General features: G+C 43.1%; 14 protein-coding genes. All 14 read left to right on the top strand.

All coding sequences use genetic code 11. The annotated features are described in order from the left end of the window. The 14 genes from fliR (at window position 1) to tsf (ending at window position 14,834) form a co-directional block, all read left to right on the top strand. Window positions 1-777 carry a flagellar biosynthetic protein FliR gene (fliR, locus tag JOC95_RS04130; RefSeq protein ID WP_204413703.1) on the top strand — a complete coding sequence of 259 codons (777 nt, stop codon included), beginning with the start codon at window positions 1-3 and terminating at the stop codon, window positions 775-777. Next, window positions 778-1,866 (top strand): flagellar biosynthesis protein FlhB, encoded by a 1,089-nt coding sequence (gene flhB / locus JOC95_RS04135; protein ID WP_204413705.1) that lies wholly within the window; start codon window positions 778-780, stop codon window positions 1,864-1,866. Window positions 1,867-1,892: 26 nt separating this feature from the next. Beyond that, window positions 1,893-3,932, top strand: coding sequence for a flagellar biosynthesis protein FlhA (flhA, locus tag JOC95_RS04140; protein WP_204413707.1), 2,040 nt, complete (start codon window positions 1,893-1,895; stop codon window positions 3,930-3,932). Next, window positions 3,929-5,074 carry a flagellar biosynthesis GTPase FlhF gene (gene flhF / locus JOC95_RS04145; protein WP_204413709.1) on the top strand — a complete coding sequence of 382 codons (1,146 nt, stop codon included), beginning with the start codon at window positions 3,929-3,931 and terminating at the stop codon, window positions 5,072-5,074. Before flhA ends, flhF begins: the two co-directional genes overlap by 4 nt. Then, window positions 5,071-5,955, top strand: coding sequence for a MinD/ParA family protein (locus tag JOC95_RS04150; RefSeq protein ID WP_204413711.1), 885 nt, complete (start codon window positions 5,071-5,073; stop codon window positions 5,953-5,955). The genes flhF and JOC95_RS04150 overlap by 4 nt, the downstream gene beginning before the upstream one ends. Window positions 5,956-6,001: 46 nt before the next feature. After that, a complete protein-coding gene (locus JOC95_RS04155; RefSeq protein WP_204413712.1) occupies window positions 6,002-7,075 on the top strand; it encodes a protein-glutamate methylesterase/protein-glutamine glutaminase in 1,074 nt (357 codons plus the stop codon). Between the two features lie 15 nt (window positions 7,076-7,090). Next, on the top strand, window positions 7,091-9,130 hold the full coding sequence (locus JOC95_RS04160; RefSeq protein ID WP_204413713.1) for a chemotaxis protein CheA: 2,040 nt from the start codon (window positions 7,091-7,093) through the stop codon (window positions 9,128-9,130). 50 nt (window positions 9,131-9,180) lie between these two features. After that, the gene (locus tag JOC95_RS04165; RefSeq protein ID WP_204413714.1) at window positions 9,181-9,630 is read left to right on the top strand and encodes a chemotaxis protein CheW; all 450 of its coding nucleotides are present in this window, start codon (window positions 9,181-9,183) and stop codon (window positions 9,628-9,630) included. A 1-nt stretch (window position 9,631) separates the two neighbouring features. Then, entirely contained in the window at window positions 9,632-10,258 is a 627-nt protein-coding gene (locus JOC95_RS04170) for a chemotaxis protein CheC (RefSeq protein WP_204414672.1), read from the top strand. After that, complete coding sequence (locus JOC95_RS04175) at window positions 10,259-10,759, top strand: chemotaxis protein CheD (protein ID WP_204413715.1); 501 nt, start codon at window positions 10,259-10,261, stop codon at window positions 10,757-10,759. It abuts the gene before it with no gap. A 35-nt stretch (window positions 10,760-10,794) separates the two neighbouring features. Further along, window positions 10,795-11,559 carry a FliA/WhiG family RNA polymerase sigma factor gene (locus JOC95_RS04180; RefSeq protein ID WP_204413716.1) on the top strand — a complete coding sequence of 255 codons (765 nt, stop codon included), beginning with the start codon at window positions 10,795-10,797 and terminating at the stop codon, window positions 11,557-11,559. Window positions 11,560-12,466: 907 nt separating this feature from the next. Then, window positions 12,467-12,949: a Swarming motility protein SwrB gene (locus tag JOC95_RS04185; RefSeq protein WP_204413717.1), complete on the top strand. Its 483-nt coding sequence runs from the start codon at window positions 12,467-12,469 to the stop codon at window positions 12,947-12,949. 159 nt (window positions 12,950-13,108) lie between these two features. After that, window positions 13,109-13,816, top strand: coding sequence for a 30S ribosomal protein S2 (gene rpsB, locus JOC95_RS04190; RefSeq protein WP_204413719.1), 708 nt, complete (start codon window positions 13,109-13,111; stop codon window positions 13,814-13,816). Window positions 13,817-13,952: 136 nt separating this feature from the next. Next, window positions 13,953-14,834, top strand: a complete 882-nt coding sequence (tsf, locus tag JOC95_RS04195; RefSeq protein WP_204413721.1) for a translation elongation factor Ts — start codon at window positions 13,953-13,955, stop codon at window positions 14,832-14,834. Window positions 14,835-14,887 lie beyond the last annotated feature (53 nt).

Here is a 14,887-nt window from a genome sequence, read left to right on the forward strand (position 1 = left end):
ATGCTTGAATCATTGAACTATTTTCCTGCATTCCTACTGGTCCTGACAAGGGTAACAGCTTTTTTTGTTACACTTCCTCTCTTTTCTTATCGGAGTGTGCCGTCAACTTTTAAAGTGGGACTCGGATTTTTTTTCGCATTGGTGATGTCTTTCAGCCTTGAGCTACCCCTCATTGAAATCAATGGCATGTTTATCATGCTGGTGGTGAAGGAAATGATGGTCGGCCTGTTAATCGGGCTGGTTGCCTATATGATCTTGACCGCCATACAGATAGCGGGGGGATTTATAGATTTTCAGATGGGATTTGCGATTGCAAATGTCATCGATCCTCAGACAGGTGTTCAGAGCCCGATCATAGGACAATTTTTCTATATGTTTGCCTTGCTGCTGCTCTTGAGTGTAAATGGTCATCACTTGATGCTGGATGGGATTTTTTATAGCTATGAACTGATATCCATCACACAGGCATGGCTGCCGCTTGGAGACGAGCGGGTATTGGAATACGTATTAAAAGCGGTCAATATGATGTTTGTCATTGCCCTCCAACTTGCATTTCCTATTGTCGCGATTCTTTTTCTGGTTGATGTGGCACTTGGGATCGTTGCACGTACAGTCCCACAACTGAACGTATTTGTTGTCGGTCTGCCATTGAAAATCGGGGTGAGCTTTATTGCCATCATCTTCTCCATGACCATCCTTTTTACATTGTTCTATCAATTGTTCGAATTAATGCTTCATACCATGAGAGGTTTAATGGAGTTGCTTGGAGGTTTGTAGATGGCTTCATTGTTAAGACTGGACCTGCAGTTTTTTTCAGGAGAGAAAACGGAAAAGGCGACACCGAAGAAACGTCAGGATACGAGAAAGAAGGGACAGGTTGCCAAAAGTGCCGATGTTAATACGGCTTTTGTCTTGATTGCTGTTTTTCTTTGTCTCTCCTTTATCGGACCATGGCTGAAGACGGAAATCCTGACACTGTTTGTTCAGGCGTTTCAGGTTTATATGCTTGAAGAAGTGACAGTGGAACAGGTTCATTTGATATTCATGGATATCTTGACGCAACTCATCATGATTGTCGGACCTATCATGCTCGCTGCCATGGTTGGAGCGGTCATTGCAAATTTCCTTCAAGTTGGCGCACTTTTCTCGACAGAAGCGATCCATATGAAATTGAATAAGCTCGATCCCATACAGGGTTTTAAGCGCATCTATTCCGTAAGGGCCATCGTCGAATTGGTTAAATCATTGCTGAAGATCCTTTTTGTGGGGCTTATCACTTTTTCACTGCTATGGTTCAGCCTTGAGGAAATATTGATGCTGTCCCAGATGAATATTCATGAAGCGTTGGGATTCATCGGCAGCCTTACAGTCAGGATGGGACTGATTGCAGGTGTTGGGCTTTTGTTTCTATCAGTCTTTGATTATCTTTATCAGAAATATGATTATGAAAAGAATATCAGGATGTCCAAGAATGATATAAAAGATGAATACAAGAAGTCTGAAGGTGATCCCCTGATCAAATCCAAGATCAAGCAGAAGCAAAGGGAGATGGCCATGCAGCGCATGATGCAGGATATCCCCCAAGCGGATGTCATCATCACTAACCCAACCCATTATGCCATCGCACTGAAATACGATGAGAACAAAAGGGATGCACCATATGTGCTTGCTAAAGGGGTTGATTTTGTCGCTTTGAAAATCAGGGAAGTGGCAAAAGAACATAACATTACTACAGTGGAAAACAAACCGCTTGCCAGGGCGATCTATAGCCAATCCGAGATCGGTGATTCCATCCCTGAGGAGTATTTCCAGGCTGTAGCAGAGATTTTGGCTTATGTGTATCGATTAAAGAACCTTGTTAAATGATGGTTTGACCTAAAGGAGAGATTATTATGTCAGCTAGAGATCTAAGCGTATTACTTAGCGTAATCCTGATTATTGCCATGTTAATTATTCCATTTCCTTCCTGGATGCTAAGTATTTTAATCATTATCAATATCTCCCTTGCCTTGATTGTTCTATTGACGACCATGAACATTCAGGAACCTTTGCAATTCTCCATCTTTCCATCGTTGCTCTTATTGCTGACGCTGTACCGATTGGCGCTAAATGTTTCTACTACAAGGTCCATTCTCAGTGAAGGTGATGCGGGTACTGTAGTAGATACGTTTGGGACATTTGTTGTCGGGGGCAACGTGGTGGTGGGACTTGTTGTATTCCTGATATTAGTGGTGATACAGTTTGTCGTTATTACAAAAGGATCAGAGCGTGTTTCAGAAGTTGCAGCACGTTTCACCTTGGATGCAATGCCTGGTAAACAGATGAGCATCGATGCAGACTTGAATGCCGGACTTATTTCAGAGCATACCGCTAAATCCCGCCGTGAAAAGATCGCAAAGGAAGCGGACTTCTATGGTGCAATGGACGGAGCGAGTAAATTCGTAAAAGGTGATGCCATCGCTGGTATCATCATTGTGTTCATCAATATGCTTTTCGGAATTGTGATCGGTATGACACAGCTGGGTCTTTCTTTTGGTGAATCTGCTCAGAAGTTTACCCTTCTTACGGTAGGTGACGGCATCGTCTCCCAAATACCGGCACTCCTGATTGCTACAGCGACCGGTATCGTGGTGACGCGAGCAGCATCTGAAGGCAACCTTGGTGCAGATATCACTGCCCAGCTCTTCGCCTATCCGCAAATGCTGTATGTTGCAGGTGGAACGATCCTGCTTCTTGGTATCTTTACACCGATAGGGCCTTTATTGACAGCACCAATCGCCCTATTACTGATAGTAGGCGGTTATTTCATCCACCAATCCCAGAAAAAAGAGGATATGGTGGTCGAGGAAACAGAGGAAGAAGTCGTTACAGACGAATTGCGAAGTCCGGAAAGTGTGGTCAACCTGCTTTCCGTCGACCCGATCGAATTTGAATTCGGTTATGGATTGATCCCCCTCGCAGATTCGAAGCAGGGTGGAGACCTATTGGATCGCATTGTCATGATACGGAGACAATTGGCGCTCGAGCTTGGGATCGTCATTCCTGTTGTCAGGATCCGTGATAATATTCAATTGCAACCAAATGAATATCGTCTGAAAATCAAAGGCAATGAAGTGGCAAGGGGTGAATTGCTCCTCGATCACTACTTGGCAATGAGTCCGGGAATGGAAGATGATAGTATCGAAGGAATCGATACTATCGAGCCTTCCTTTGGTCTTGCTGCAAAATGGATCAGTGAGGAAAAGAAGGATGAGGCTGAAATGTACGGCTATACAGTTGTCGATCCCCCATCTGTCGTTTCCACTCATATAACAGAGAAAATAAAACAACACGCGCATGAATTATTGGGCCGACAGGAAACGAAGCAGCTTGTGGACCATCTAAGGGAAACTTCACCTATCCTGATAGAAGAAGTTACACCTACTCCATTATCCATTGGGGATGTCCAAAAAGTGTTAGCCAAGCTGTTAAAGGAAAATGTATCAATCAGAAATCTGCCGATCATTTTCGAAACGCTTGCAGATTATGGGAAAATGTCTGCTGATACAGAGCTGCTGACTGAGTATGTAAGGCAGGCTTTAAGCAAGCAGATCACCAGTCAATATGCGCTTGGCAATGAATCATTTAAAGTTGTCACCTTGGCAGGACGGGTGGAGAAGCTGATAGCTGACCATATTCAGCAAACGGATCATGGGAATTTCCTTAGCCTGGACCCGAATATATCGGTAGAAATAGTCCAAAGGGTCGGAGAACAGATGGAGCAATTCGCAGGTTATGAACAGACTCCGATCCTCCTTTGTTCCCCTGCGGTAAGAATGTATGTGAAACAATTATTGGAGCGGTATCTTCCACAAATACCTGTTCTATCCTATAACGAACTGGAATCCAGTGTAGAAGTACAAAGCATAGGGGTGGTGAATGTGGAAGGATGAAAGTAAAAAAATATAAAGCCTCCTCCATGCAGGAAGCCATGAATCAAGTGCGGGCTGAGCTTGGTGATGAGGCAGTCATTTTAAATTCAAAGGCAGTGAAGACATCCAAGTTTTTTGGTCTTGTTACAAAAAAAGGTGTAGAAGTCATAGCAGCGGTGGATGAGGAACCAATCAAACATAATTGCAAGCTTCATCATGTTCCGGATATGGAACCCCCGAAGCAGCAGTCGATAGTCCAGCAGGAGCAATTCTCATTTGACATATCGAGTCAGAAAGAACTTATTGAAAATATTCAAGAAATGAAACGGATGATGAAAGGGTTAAAAAGTGCAAATAACCGCGATTCACAATTGCCTGATCACTTTTTTGACATAGAGGAGTCATTGCAAAGAACAGAGCTTCCCGTTGATCTCTCAGAGGCTGCTTCAGAGTACTTATACCAAGAATGGCTGAAGAGTAAAACTATGTCCAAAAGGCAGATGAGAGAGACCCTTAAGCATTATTTTATGGAAAGAATAGAGCAGGTTGATTTCGAGGGGAATGTCTATAGGAAGAAATTCATTAGCCTTGTCGGCCCAACGGGAGTAGGAAAAACAACGACATTGGCGAAATTGGCGGCCAATGCGGTATTGAAGCATGGGAAGAGCGTCGGATTCATTACAACTGATACATATAGGATAGCGGCCATTGAACAGTTGAAAACCTATGCAAGCATATTGGATGCACCTATCGAGGTCTGTTATAACGCCGAAGATTTTCAGGTGGCAAAAAGAAAGCTGGCACATCTTGATTTAGTGTTCATCGATACAGCGGGAAGAAACTTCCTCAATGAAGAATTCGTCAGGGATCTCCAGGAGGTCATCGATTTCAAGGCGGAGATGACAACGTTTCTGGTATTATCCCTCACTTCAAAAATGACTGATATGAAAAAGATAACAGATCAGTTTTGGAAAGTGGGCATTCAACAATTCATCTTTACGAAGAAAGACGAAACGGCTGAATCAAGCTCGATGTATGCCATGATAGAGCATTATAAAATCGGTGCAGCTTTTATTACAAATGGGCAAAGTGTCCCGGAAGACCTGCAGGTGGCAGATAAGGATCTTGTCATCACAGATTTGATAGAGGAAATCAAGAAATGAATGATCAGGCCAGACTACTCAGAGAACAGATAGAACGGCACCGGGAATCCGTTCAAGGAAACAAGGATCAAAAAGATGCCAAAAGCCTTGCAATCATCAGCGGAAAAGGCGGGGTGGGAAAATCCAATTTTTCATTGAATTTTTCGATAGCCCTACAGCAAAAAGGGAATAAAGTACTCTTGTTCGATTTGGATATCGGAATGGCTAATATAGATATTTTAATGGGTACCACACAGGGATTCAGTATAGTGAATCTTTTTGAAGAAGGACGTACTCTCGATCAGATCATCCAACGTGGACCGGAAAATCTCTCCTACATAGCCGGAGGGTCTGGATTGACTGAAATATTCAAAATGGATGAGCAAAAAAGGAGGTTTTTTTTAAGCCAACTGGAAGAAGCTTCAGCCAATTACGATTATATTATATTCGATATGGGAGCGGGTATCACGGATGAGACCCTTCAGCTATTGTTATCCGTCGAGGAGATATTCCTGCTTACGACATGCGAGCCCACTTCATTAACAGATGCTTATTCCGCACTAAAATATATCAGTTTGCATGGGGATTCCATCCCATTTCAATTGATCTTGAACAAGGTCCCGGATTTCCAGGTTGCAGCCAACACCGCAGAACGGCTTCAGAGGGTGGCAAAGCAATTTCTAAAGAAAGACCTTCCCTATCTTGGAGCCATCCCGGACGATAAAAATGTGTTGCTTGCCGTCATGGAACAAACTCCATTTCTGCTGAGAAGTCCTAAATGCCAGGCATCAAAAGCTGTATCCAACATAGCATCCCTGTTCTTGGAGGAAAAGAAAAAAACCATTGCATCATCAGCTCAAAAACCATCCCTAGTTGCAAAACTGCTTCGACTTTTTGCTTAATGGATGGTTAATGTAACAGCTTTCGAAAAAGGGGCAGTCATACAACATGAAAAAAATAAAAGTATTGGTGACAGACGATTCAATTTTTATGAGGAAGCTGATTTCGGACCTTCTTAAAGATCACCCTGATATTGAAGTGATTGCCACTGCCCGGAATGGGGCCGAGGCAATTGAAAAAGTGAAGGCACTATCACCGGATGTTGTCACGTTGGATGTCGAAATGCCTGTAATGGACGGGCTTGAAGCATTAAAGCGAATAATGGCAAGATCACCTGTACCTGTCATCATGCTTTCAAGTACAACCTCCACAGGGTCTTTGAATACCATTCTGGCGATTGAAAATGGCGCAGTGGACTTTGTTGCAAAACCTTCAGGTGCAATCTCCCTGGATATCTTTAAGGTGAAAGAGGAATTGATTGAGAAAATCCTGCTTGCAGCATCTTCCAATTTCCATTCTTTGCTCGGAAGAAACACTCAACAAAAAAACATTCCGCTAAATGGCACTCTGTATAGTACAATGGACCTAGTTGCAGAGAAAACAAAGTGGAATAGGTCTGTTATCTGTATCGGGACCTCGACTGGGGGTCCCAGAGCGTTGCAAACATTACTGACTTCGCTGCCGAATAAGTTGAAAACACCTGTTTTCATCGTTCAACATATGCCGAGGCAATTTACAAAATCTTTGGCAGAGCGACTCAATTCCTTATGCAGCTTCCCTGTTACAGAAGCTGTCCATGGGGAAAGAGTGATAAACGGTACCGCCTATATCGCGCCGGGCGGGTATCATATGGAAGTGGAAGAGAAGAGAGGAGAGCTATACATCTCCTTGAATGAAGATATTCCTGTAAAAGGCCATCGTCCTGCCGTGGACAACCTATTTGCTTCTTTGAGTACATTAAAGAAGACACGAAAAATAGCAGTGGTCCTTACAGGAATGGGTGCCGATGGAGCTATCGGCATAAAAAAACTTAAAGAAAGTGGACACACGGTTGCAATAGCCGAGTCGGAACAGACTTCCATTGTGTATGGCATGCCTAATGCAGCCGTTCAGACAGGACTTGTGGATCACATCGAAAATCTTGAAGATATTGCTGTCGTCATTCAGCAATATACATTGTGATAGGGGTGTTTCAATATGGAATTAAGCCAATATTTAGATATTTTCCTTGAAGAGAGCAAGGAACATTTAGAAACTATCAATAATCAGCTTGTAGAATTGGAACGAAATCCTCAGAGTATCGAAATTGTCAATGAAATCTTCCGATCCGCACATACACTAAAAGGGATGTCTGCCACGATGGGCTATGAAGATCTGGCGAGTCTGACACATCAGATGGAAAATGTGCTGGATATGATCCGGAATCACAAACTATCTGTATCTTCCAATCTATTGGATGTAATTTTCCGCTCGGTAGAGTATCTTGAGGAAATGGTATTTTCCATTGCAGATGGCGGAGATGGGAAAAAAGATGTATCGGATGTAGTTGCCCTGCTAGTGAAAATAGAAAAAGGCGAAATGATCGAAACTGTATCAAATTCGGCGAGTGGATCGGAAGAGGAGCATGAATATGATTCGTATGAATTGACGATTCTACAACAATCCGAAGAACAGGGGTATCTGCCTCTAGAGGTGAAAGTCACTCTACGTAAAGACTGTCTTTTAAAGGCTGCAAGGGTATTCATGGTCTTTGAGGTTGTGGAGCAGATCGGGGAAGTAATCAAATCAACCCCCCCGGTAGAACAACTTGAAGAGGAAAACTTCGATGATTCTTTCGTTGTGACGATGGTTACTAAAGAGAATCAAGAGGATGTCATAGAAAGAATCATGAAGGTTTCTGAAGTGGAAAAGGTTGAAATCAACATCATACATACTAAAAATCTTTCTGTAATGGAAAAAAAGGACACCCCTATTGAGCCAGATGCAGATAAAGATGAATTTGCTCCATCAATTACAGAAGTGGCGGCAGCGGTGGAGCCCGCCGCTAAGACACCTGACACACCAACTGCCACAAAGGCTGGCCAAACGAACAAAACCATCCGGGTAAGTATCGATAGACTGGATGGCCTGATGAATCTGTTTGAGGAACTAGTGATTGATAGAGGCAGGCTGGAGCAGATTTCAAAGGAATTGAATGAAGCGGAATTGATTGAAACTGTGGAAAGAATGTCGAGAATATCGAATGATCTTCAGAATATCATCTTGAATATGCGAATGGTTCCTATTGAAACAGTCTTTAACCGCTTCCCTCGAATGGTGCGACAGCTTGCAAGGGATCTGGGCAAGAAGGTTGAAATAGAAATAATCGGTGCAGAAACGGAATTGGATCGCACCGTAATGGATGAGATTGGCGATCCGCTTGTACATCTTCTTCGCAACGCTATCGACCATGGCATTGAGATGCCGGATAAAAGAAGGTCGGCTGGTAAGGATGAGGAAGGTAAGATTACATTGAAAGCCTTTCACAGCGGAAACCATGTTTTTATCGAAATCGTCGACAATGGTGGGGGCATATCAAGGCAGAAGGTCCTTAACAAAGCGATCAGCCGCGGCATTGTGGCCAAGCAGGCTGCTGATAGCTTAACAGATCAGGAAGTTTTCCAGCTTATCCTATCCTCTGGATTCTCGACAGCAGAAGTCATCTCGGATATTTCAGGACGTGGTGTCGGGTTGGATGTGGTAAAAAATACGATAGAATCACTTGGTGGGAATATCACGATAGATTCTACGGAAGGAAAAGGGACAACCTTCTCCATTCAATTGCCATTGACCTTGTCTATCATTTCTGTACTTTTGACAGAAGTAGAAAAAGAGAAATATGCCATTCCATTATCTAGCATCATTGAGACGGCGATTATTAAGAAGGAGGAGATCCTGACTGCTCATGGACAGGAAGTAATTGATTTCCGGGGTAAAATTGTGCCGATCGTACACCTGGAAAAAGTATTCCATGTCAAAAAGGAAGATTGCATGCAGGCAGACCTATACTCCATCGTCCTGGTGAAAAAGGGTGAAAAAATGGCTGCGCTTGTGGTGGACTCCTTCATCGGACAGCAAGAGGTTGTCTTGAAGGCGCTTGGACAATATCTGAGTACCACATACGCCATAAGCGGAGCTACAATACTCGGAGATGGTCAGGTTGCGTTGATTGTAGACTGCAATGCTCTAATAAAATAATAATTTTGCGTTTCATAGTCTTGATTTCTGAATTGACTGGAGGAAGAGGAATGCAGACAACTGCTCAACAATTAAAACTGATTATTTTTGAACTGAATAAAGAGGAATACTCCATACCGGTTCAGCAGGTCCGCTCCATCGAAAAATTGATACCCATTACGCGGGTACCCAATGTGCCTGCCCATATCAAGGGTGTCATCAATCTGCGTGGCGTCATTACACCGATTGTTGACCTGCGTACAAGATTTGATTTTCCCCAAAAGCAATATGATGAAAGAACAAGAATCATCATTACAGCTGTAGGCGAGATCGAAGTGGGATTTATCGTGGATGCTGCAAACGATGTGCTCGACATCCTCGAAGAATCAATAGAACCGGCTCCAGAAGTAGTGGGAGCGGTGGAAACCAAATATGTCCAGGGTGTAGTGAAGATTGATAGAAGGCTGTTTGTTTGCTTGGATCTACATGAAGTCCTGCAATTGGAATCCATCCATGACTGATATGCACCATCAGGATAAACAAGTCGAATTGGACCTGTTGAAGGAGCTTGGCAATATCGGCGCAGGAAATGCCGCAACCGCTTTGTCACAGCTTTTGAATAAGGATATATATATGAACGTCCCTAAAGCGAAAATTGTAAGCTTCAATGAAATGATGGAACTTGCCGGCGGTCCCGAAAGGCCGGTCGCAGCTGTGTTTTTGACAATGGAAGGGGAAATTGCCGGCAGCTTGTTCTTTGTGCTTTCCTTGGAAGATGCAACCAGGCTAATACAGCAGCTTGTAGAAGACGCCAGCCTGAATAAAGAAAGCTTGCCGCAACATGAAATGGCTTTATCTGCCCTGCAGGAGCTCGGTAATATAGTCTCTGCTCATTATTTGACGGCATTATCAGAAGCTATTGGCCTACTTGTGACCCCATCTGTACCACAGGTTTCAGTGGATATGGTGGGGGCGATCGTCATGGCTGGTCTGCTGGAGATTTCACATGTGAGTGACAATGCGATATTCATAGATACCGAATTATCACAAACCTCTGATGTGACGGCTGAAAAAATAAAGGGTCATTTCTTCCTTATTCCTTTTCCAGATTCATTTGACAAAATTTTGACGGAATTGGGTGCGAAGTAAATGCTTGGTGTACAAAATGTCGTCAAAGTAGGTATTGCAGAAATGAATATTGTCCAGGTTCCGCAATTCATCCGCACATCAGGTCTCGGGTCATGTGTCGGAGTCGTCCTTTATGATGCGACATCAAAGATAGCGGGGATGGTACATGTCATGCTTCCGACTTCAAATCTTGCCAGGACATCAGATTTTAACCCTTGTAAATATGCCGATACAGGAGTGGATCATCTGCTTCGGGCTGTCATAAATAGTGGGGCAAGCCTTCCGAAATTACGGGCAAAAATCGCCGGTGGGGCTCAGATGTTCCAATTTTCCAGCTCCAGCAGTGAAATGATGCGGATCGGTCCCAGAAATGTCGAGGCTGTAAGGGAAAGACTTGAATCACACCACATACCCCTGATAAGCGAGGATTGCGGGGGGAACAGCGGTAGGACCATTGAATTCAATCCGGATTCAGGGAAACTCATGATCAAGACGGTCAATAAAAGTATCACTTATATATAATGCTTCATTCTTAGCGGTAAAAAGGGGGGAAAGCCATGAGTACAATATCATCGAGCAAGGAATCAAGCTTCTGGGATCTTTGGAAATCGAAAAAAGATCAGGATGCAGGGGATTATCTAGTGAAGAAATATATGCCACTTGTCCACTATCATGTTCAACGGATCGCAACAGGCCTACCCAAAAGTGTAAAAAGAGAAGAACTGAAAAGCTTGGCATTGGTCGGGTTATTTGATGCAATCGAAAAATTCGACCCTACAAGGGATTTGAAATTTGATACCTATGCCTCCTTCCGAATACGCGGATCGATCATCGATGGATTAAGGAAGGAAGATTGGCTGCCAAGAAGCCTGCGGGAAAAATCAAAAAGGATCGAAGCGGCAATGGAAAGATTGGAACAGTCTCTCATGAGAAATGCAACCTTAGAGGAATTGGCGGAGGAACTCTCCATGCCGGAAGAGGAAATTGCCGCCATTACTCATGAGGTGTTCTTTTCCAATGTTCTTTCCATCGATGATATGCCGAAGGATCAGGATGATTCTACTCAACAAGCCTTCGCTCTGAAGGATGAATCAAGCATTTCCCCTGAACAGGAATTGTTGAAATCCGAAGAGATCCAGCATCTGATCGACCAGATAGAAAAGCTTAATGACAATGAAAAGCTGGTTATCAGTCTTTTTTATAAAGAGGAGCTGACATTGACGGAGATCGGTCAGGTGCTCGGTCTTACAACCTCACGGATTTCGCAGATACATTCCAAAGCGATCTTTAAATTGCGCAAAGAATTGACTGCAATGATCTGAGGGAGTGGCCATGGAAACTCCCCTGTTGATTTCCGCTGCAGGAGTTCGCTTTCCGCGGGCGGTCTCGGGAGCCTCCTCGGCGCTGTTGGCGCCTGTGGGGTCTCCCTCGACACGCTGCATCCGTAGGAGTCTCACTCCCTCCGCTACAACCAACAGGAGGCGTTCAGAATTAATATTTTTCTTCAATTAAAATGGCTTTGTCCATAAAGAAATTTTGTTGAAAAGGTCATCATCGGGTTTATTAAGACCATTACTCCACAAGATGGTCGACGTTTAGTTCATCATCGGGGTTATGAAGACCATTACTCCACAAGATGGTCGACGTTTAGTTCATCATCGGGGTTATGAAGACCATTACTCCACAAGATGGCCGGCGTTTAGGTCATCATCAGGGTTATGAAGACTTTTACTCCACAAGATGGTCAGCGTTTAGGTCATCATCAGGGTTATGAAGACCATTACTCCACAAGATGGCCGGCGTTTAGGTCATCATCGGGGTTATGAAGGCCATTACTCCACAAGGTGGTCGACGTTTAGGTCATCATCGGGGTTATGAAGACCATTACTCGACAAGATGGTCAGCGTTTAGGTCATCATCAGGGTTATGAAGACTTTTACTCCACAAGATGGTCAGCGTTTAGGTCATCATCAGGGTTATGAAGACCATTACTCCACAAGATGGCCGGCGTTATGGTCTACATTTGGCTCATAAAACTTCTATCCATCATCCACGATTTCCTAGTTCTGCGGGGATGTAGCATTTGATGGAGAAGTACCTTGGGGAAAGTCAGATTTAGAAATCGACAGAGTATTAAATAGAAATCCCAAAACCCAAAAGCCGGTTGCGTTCATATTCTTATGCGATCGGCTACATCTATGATCTTGTTGGAAAAGGAGCGTGTTACATGTGACAACCTTATTCATGGTGATTAACTTCGCTCTTGGTTTATTGGCTATTTTCCTTGTTATTATCCTTTATATAAAATTTTCAGCAGTCCAGAGGCTGGAACAGGATTATCGTAAGCTGCTGAAGGAAGCAGAGGAAACGATTGGTTCCTATGTTTATGAATTGAAGGAAGAGAATGAAGCTTTTCTATCCAAATTCAAGGAACGTCAAACGGTTGTGAAAGAGCAAGAAGGAAGTACCGGAGAAATTTCCTTTGACAAAAAGGAGCCGGAAATCACCCAGGACGACATCAATTCTTTGCTAAGTGAAAGTATAGATGCAGCCTCGATGGACAATAACAAAAAGGCAATCGCTTTTGAAGAACTGAGTACCTACGATCAAGTGGCGATTCTCCTCGAAGAAGGCTATACTATGGAGGAAATTGCAAAGAAATTGAATAAAGGCAAGACGGAAATAGAGCTATTATGGAAAATTCGACAGTGATGAGCAATTACGACTTGATTGTAAAATGTGATTGTGATATATTTATTTTCGGTGTTATAAATTCACACGTTTACTGATTCGGGCATTGGTGCTGACTTGTTCAGTTTTGCCTGGAAATGAAGTGGACGGAGGAAAAAAAACCATTAGGAGGAATATAACATGTCAGTAATCTCTATGAAACAATTACTAGAAGCTGGTGTACACTTCGGACACCAAACTCGCCGTTGGAACCCAAAAATGAAGAAATTCATCTTCACTGAGCGTAACGGCATCTACATCATCGACCTTCAAAAGACTGTTAAAAAGGTTGAAGAAGCTTACAACTTCGTTAAGGAACTTGCTGGTAACGGCGGAACAGTATTATTCGTTGGTACTAAAAAGCAAGCTCAGGATTCTGTGAAAGAAGAAGCAGAACGTTCTGGAATGTACTACGTTAACCAACGTTGGTTAGGTGGAACATTGACTAACTTTGAAACAATCCAAAAGCGTATTTCTCGTCTAAAAGCGATTGAAAAAATGCAAGAAGATGGAACTTTCGAAGTTCTTCCAAAGAAAGAAGTTGTAATGTTGAAGAAAGAGCTAGAGCGTCTTGAAAAATTCTTAGGCGGAATTAAAGACATGAAGGGCCTTCCTGATGCATTATTCATCATTGACCCACGCAAAGAGCGTATCGCTGTTGCAGAAGCAAGAAAATTGAACATCCCTATCGTTGGTATCGTTGACACTAACTGTGATCCGGACGAAATCGATGTTGTAATCCCTGCAAACGATGATGCAATCCGTGCTGTAAAACTATTAACAGGTAAAATGGCAGATGCTATCCTTGAAGCTAAACAAGGTGAAGAGACTGCTACAACTACTGCATAATTTGATTTAAGAAAAAGGTGATAAGAGGGGAAAGCCTTTTATCACTTTTTTTTGGAAAATATCGTACATGATGGAGGCGTGGACCAAATGGATCCCCGCACCATCAGATTTACATACACTAAGGAGGATTATTACTATGGCTGTAACTGCTCAAATGGTAAAAGAATTGCGTGAAAAAACTGGCGCTGGAATGATGGATTGCAAAAAAGCGCTGACTGAAACAAACGGTGACATGGAAAAAGCTATCGATTTCCTACGTGAAAAAGGTATTGCAAAAGCTGCGAAAAAGACTGACCGTATCGCTGCTGAAGGTTTGACTGCGATCGTAACAAAAGGAAACGAAGCGGTAATCCTTGAAGTGAACTCTGAAACGGATTTCGTTGCAAAGAACGAAGGATTCAAAACGCTTGTAAACGAATTGGGTGAATTCCTGATCACAAACAAACCTGAATCTGTAGAAGCTGCTCTTGAAGCTAAAATGGATAATGGTGTTGCAGTATCTGAACACATCAACACTGCTATCGCTAAAATCGGTGAAAAGCTTACTCTTCGCCGCTACACTATCGTTACAAAAACAGATGCAGATGCATTTGGTGCATACCTTCACATGGGTGGACGCATCGGTGTATTGACTCTTCTTGAAGGCACTACTGATGAAGCTGCAGCTAAAGACGTAGCTATGCACATCGCTGCTATCAACCCTAAATACGTATCCCGTGACGAGGTTTCTGCAGAAGAAGCTGATCGCGAGCGTAAAGTTCTTACTGAGCAAGCATTAAACGAAGGCAAGCCAGAAAACATCGTAGCTAAAATGGTAGAAGGTCGCCTTGGTAAATACTTCGAGGACATCTGCCTATTGGACCAGTCTTTCGTTAAGAACCCTGACATGAAAGTTCGTCAATTCGTTGAAAGCAAAGGCGGAACTGTTAAATCATTCATCCGCTACGAAGTAGGAGAAGGTATCGAAAAACGTCAAGATAACTTCGCTGAAGAAGTAATGAGCCAAGTTAAAAAATAAGAGTTAAACTCTGTATAGTAGGGGAGCACACTTTGTGTTCCCTTTTTTAAAAA

The sequence above is a fragment of the Sutcliffiella tianshenii genome, from assembly GCF_016908565.1.
GTDB classification, from domain to species: Bacteria; Bacillota; Bacilli; order Bacillales; family Bacillaceae_I; genus Sutcliffiella_A; species Sutcliffiella_A tianshenii.

What these genes read in the sequence shown, in the direction of transcription:
- fliR (WP_204413703.1), top strand. Translation starts at nt 1, where the DNA reads ATGCTTGAATCATTGAACTATTTTCCTGCATTCCTACTGGTCCTGACA.
- flhB (WP_204413705.1), top strand. Translation starts at nt 778, where the DNA reads ATGGCTTCATTGTTAAGACTGGACCTGCAGTTTTTTTCAGGAGAGAAA.
- flhA (WP_204413707.1), top strand. Translation starts at nt 1,893, where the DNA reads ATGTCAGCTAGAGATCTAAGCGTATTACTTAGCGTAATCCTGATTATT.
- flhF (WP_204413709.1), top strand. Translation starts at nt 3,929, where the DNA reads ATGAAAGTAAAAAAATATAAAGCCTCCTCCATGCAGGAAGCCATGAAT.
- JOC95_RS04150 (WP_204413711.1), top strand. Translation starts at nt 5,071, where the DNA reads ATGAATGATCAGGCCAGACTACTCAGAGAACAGATAGAACGGCACCGG.
- JOC95_RS04155 (WP_204413712.1), top strand. Translation starts at nt 6,002, where the DNA reads ATGAAAAAAATAAAAGTATTGGTGACAGACGATTCAATTTTTATGAGG.
- JOC95_RS04160 (WP_204413713.1), top strand. Translation starts at nt 7,091, where the DNA reads ATGGAATTAAGCCAATATTTAGATATTTTCCTTGAAGAGAGCAAGGAA.
- JOC95_RS04165 (WP_204413714.1), top strand. Translation starts at nt 9,181, where the DNA reads ATGCAGACAACTGCTCAACAATTAAAACTGATTATTTTTGAACTGAAT.
- JOC95_RS04170 (WP_204414672.1), top strand. Translation starts at nt 9,632, where the DNA reads ATGCACCATCAGGATAAACAAGTCGAATTGGACCTGTTGAAGGAGCTT.
- JOC95_RS04175 (WP_204413715.1), top strand. Translation starts at nt 10,259, where the DNA reads ATGCTTGGTGTACAAAATGTCGTCAAAGTAGGTATTGCAGAAATGAAT.
- JOC95_RS04180 (WP_204413716.1), top strand. Translation starts at nt 10,795, where the DNA reads ATGAGTACAATATCATCGAGCAAGGAATCAAGCTTCTGGGATCTTTGG.
- rpsB (WP_204413719.1), top strand. Translation starts at nt 13,109, where the DNA reads ATGTCAGTAATCTCTATGAAACAATTACTAGAAGCTGGTGTACACTTC.
- tsf (WP_204413721.1), top strand. Translation starts at nt 13,953, where the DNA reads ATGGCTGTAACTGCTCAAATGGTAAAAGAATTGCGTGAAAAAACTGGC.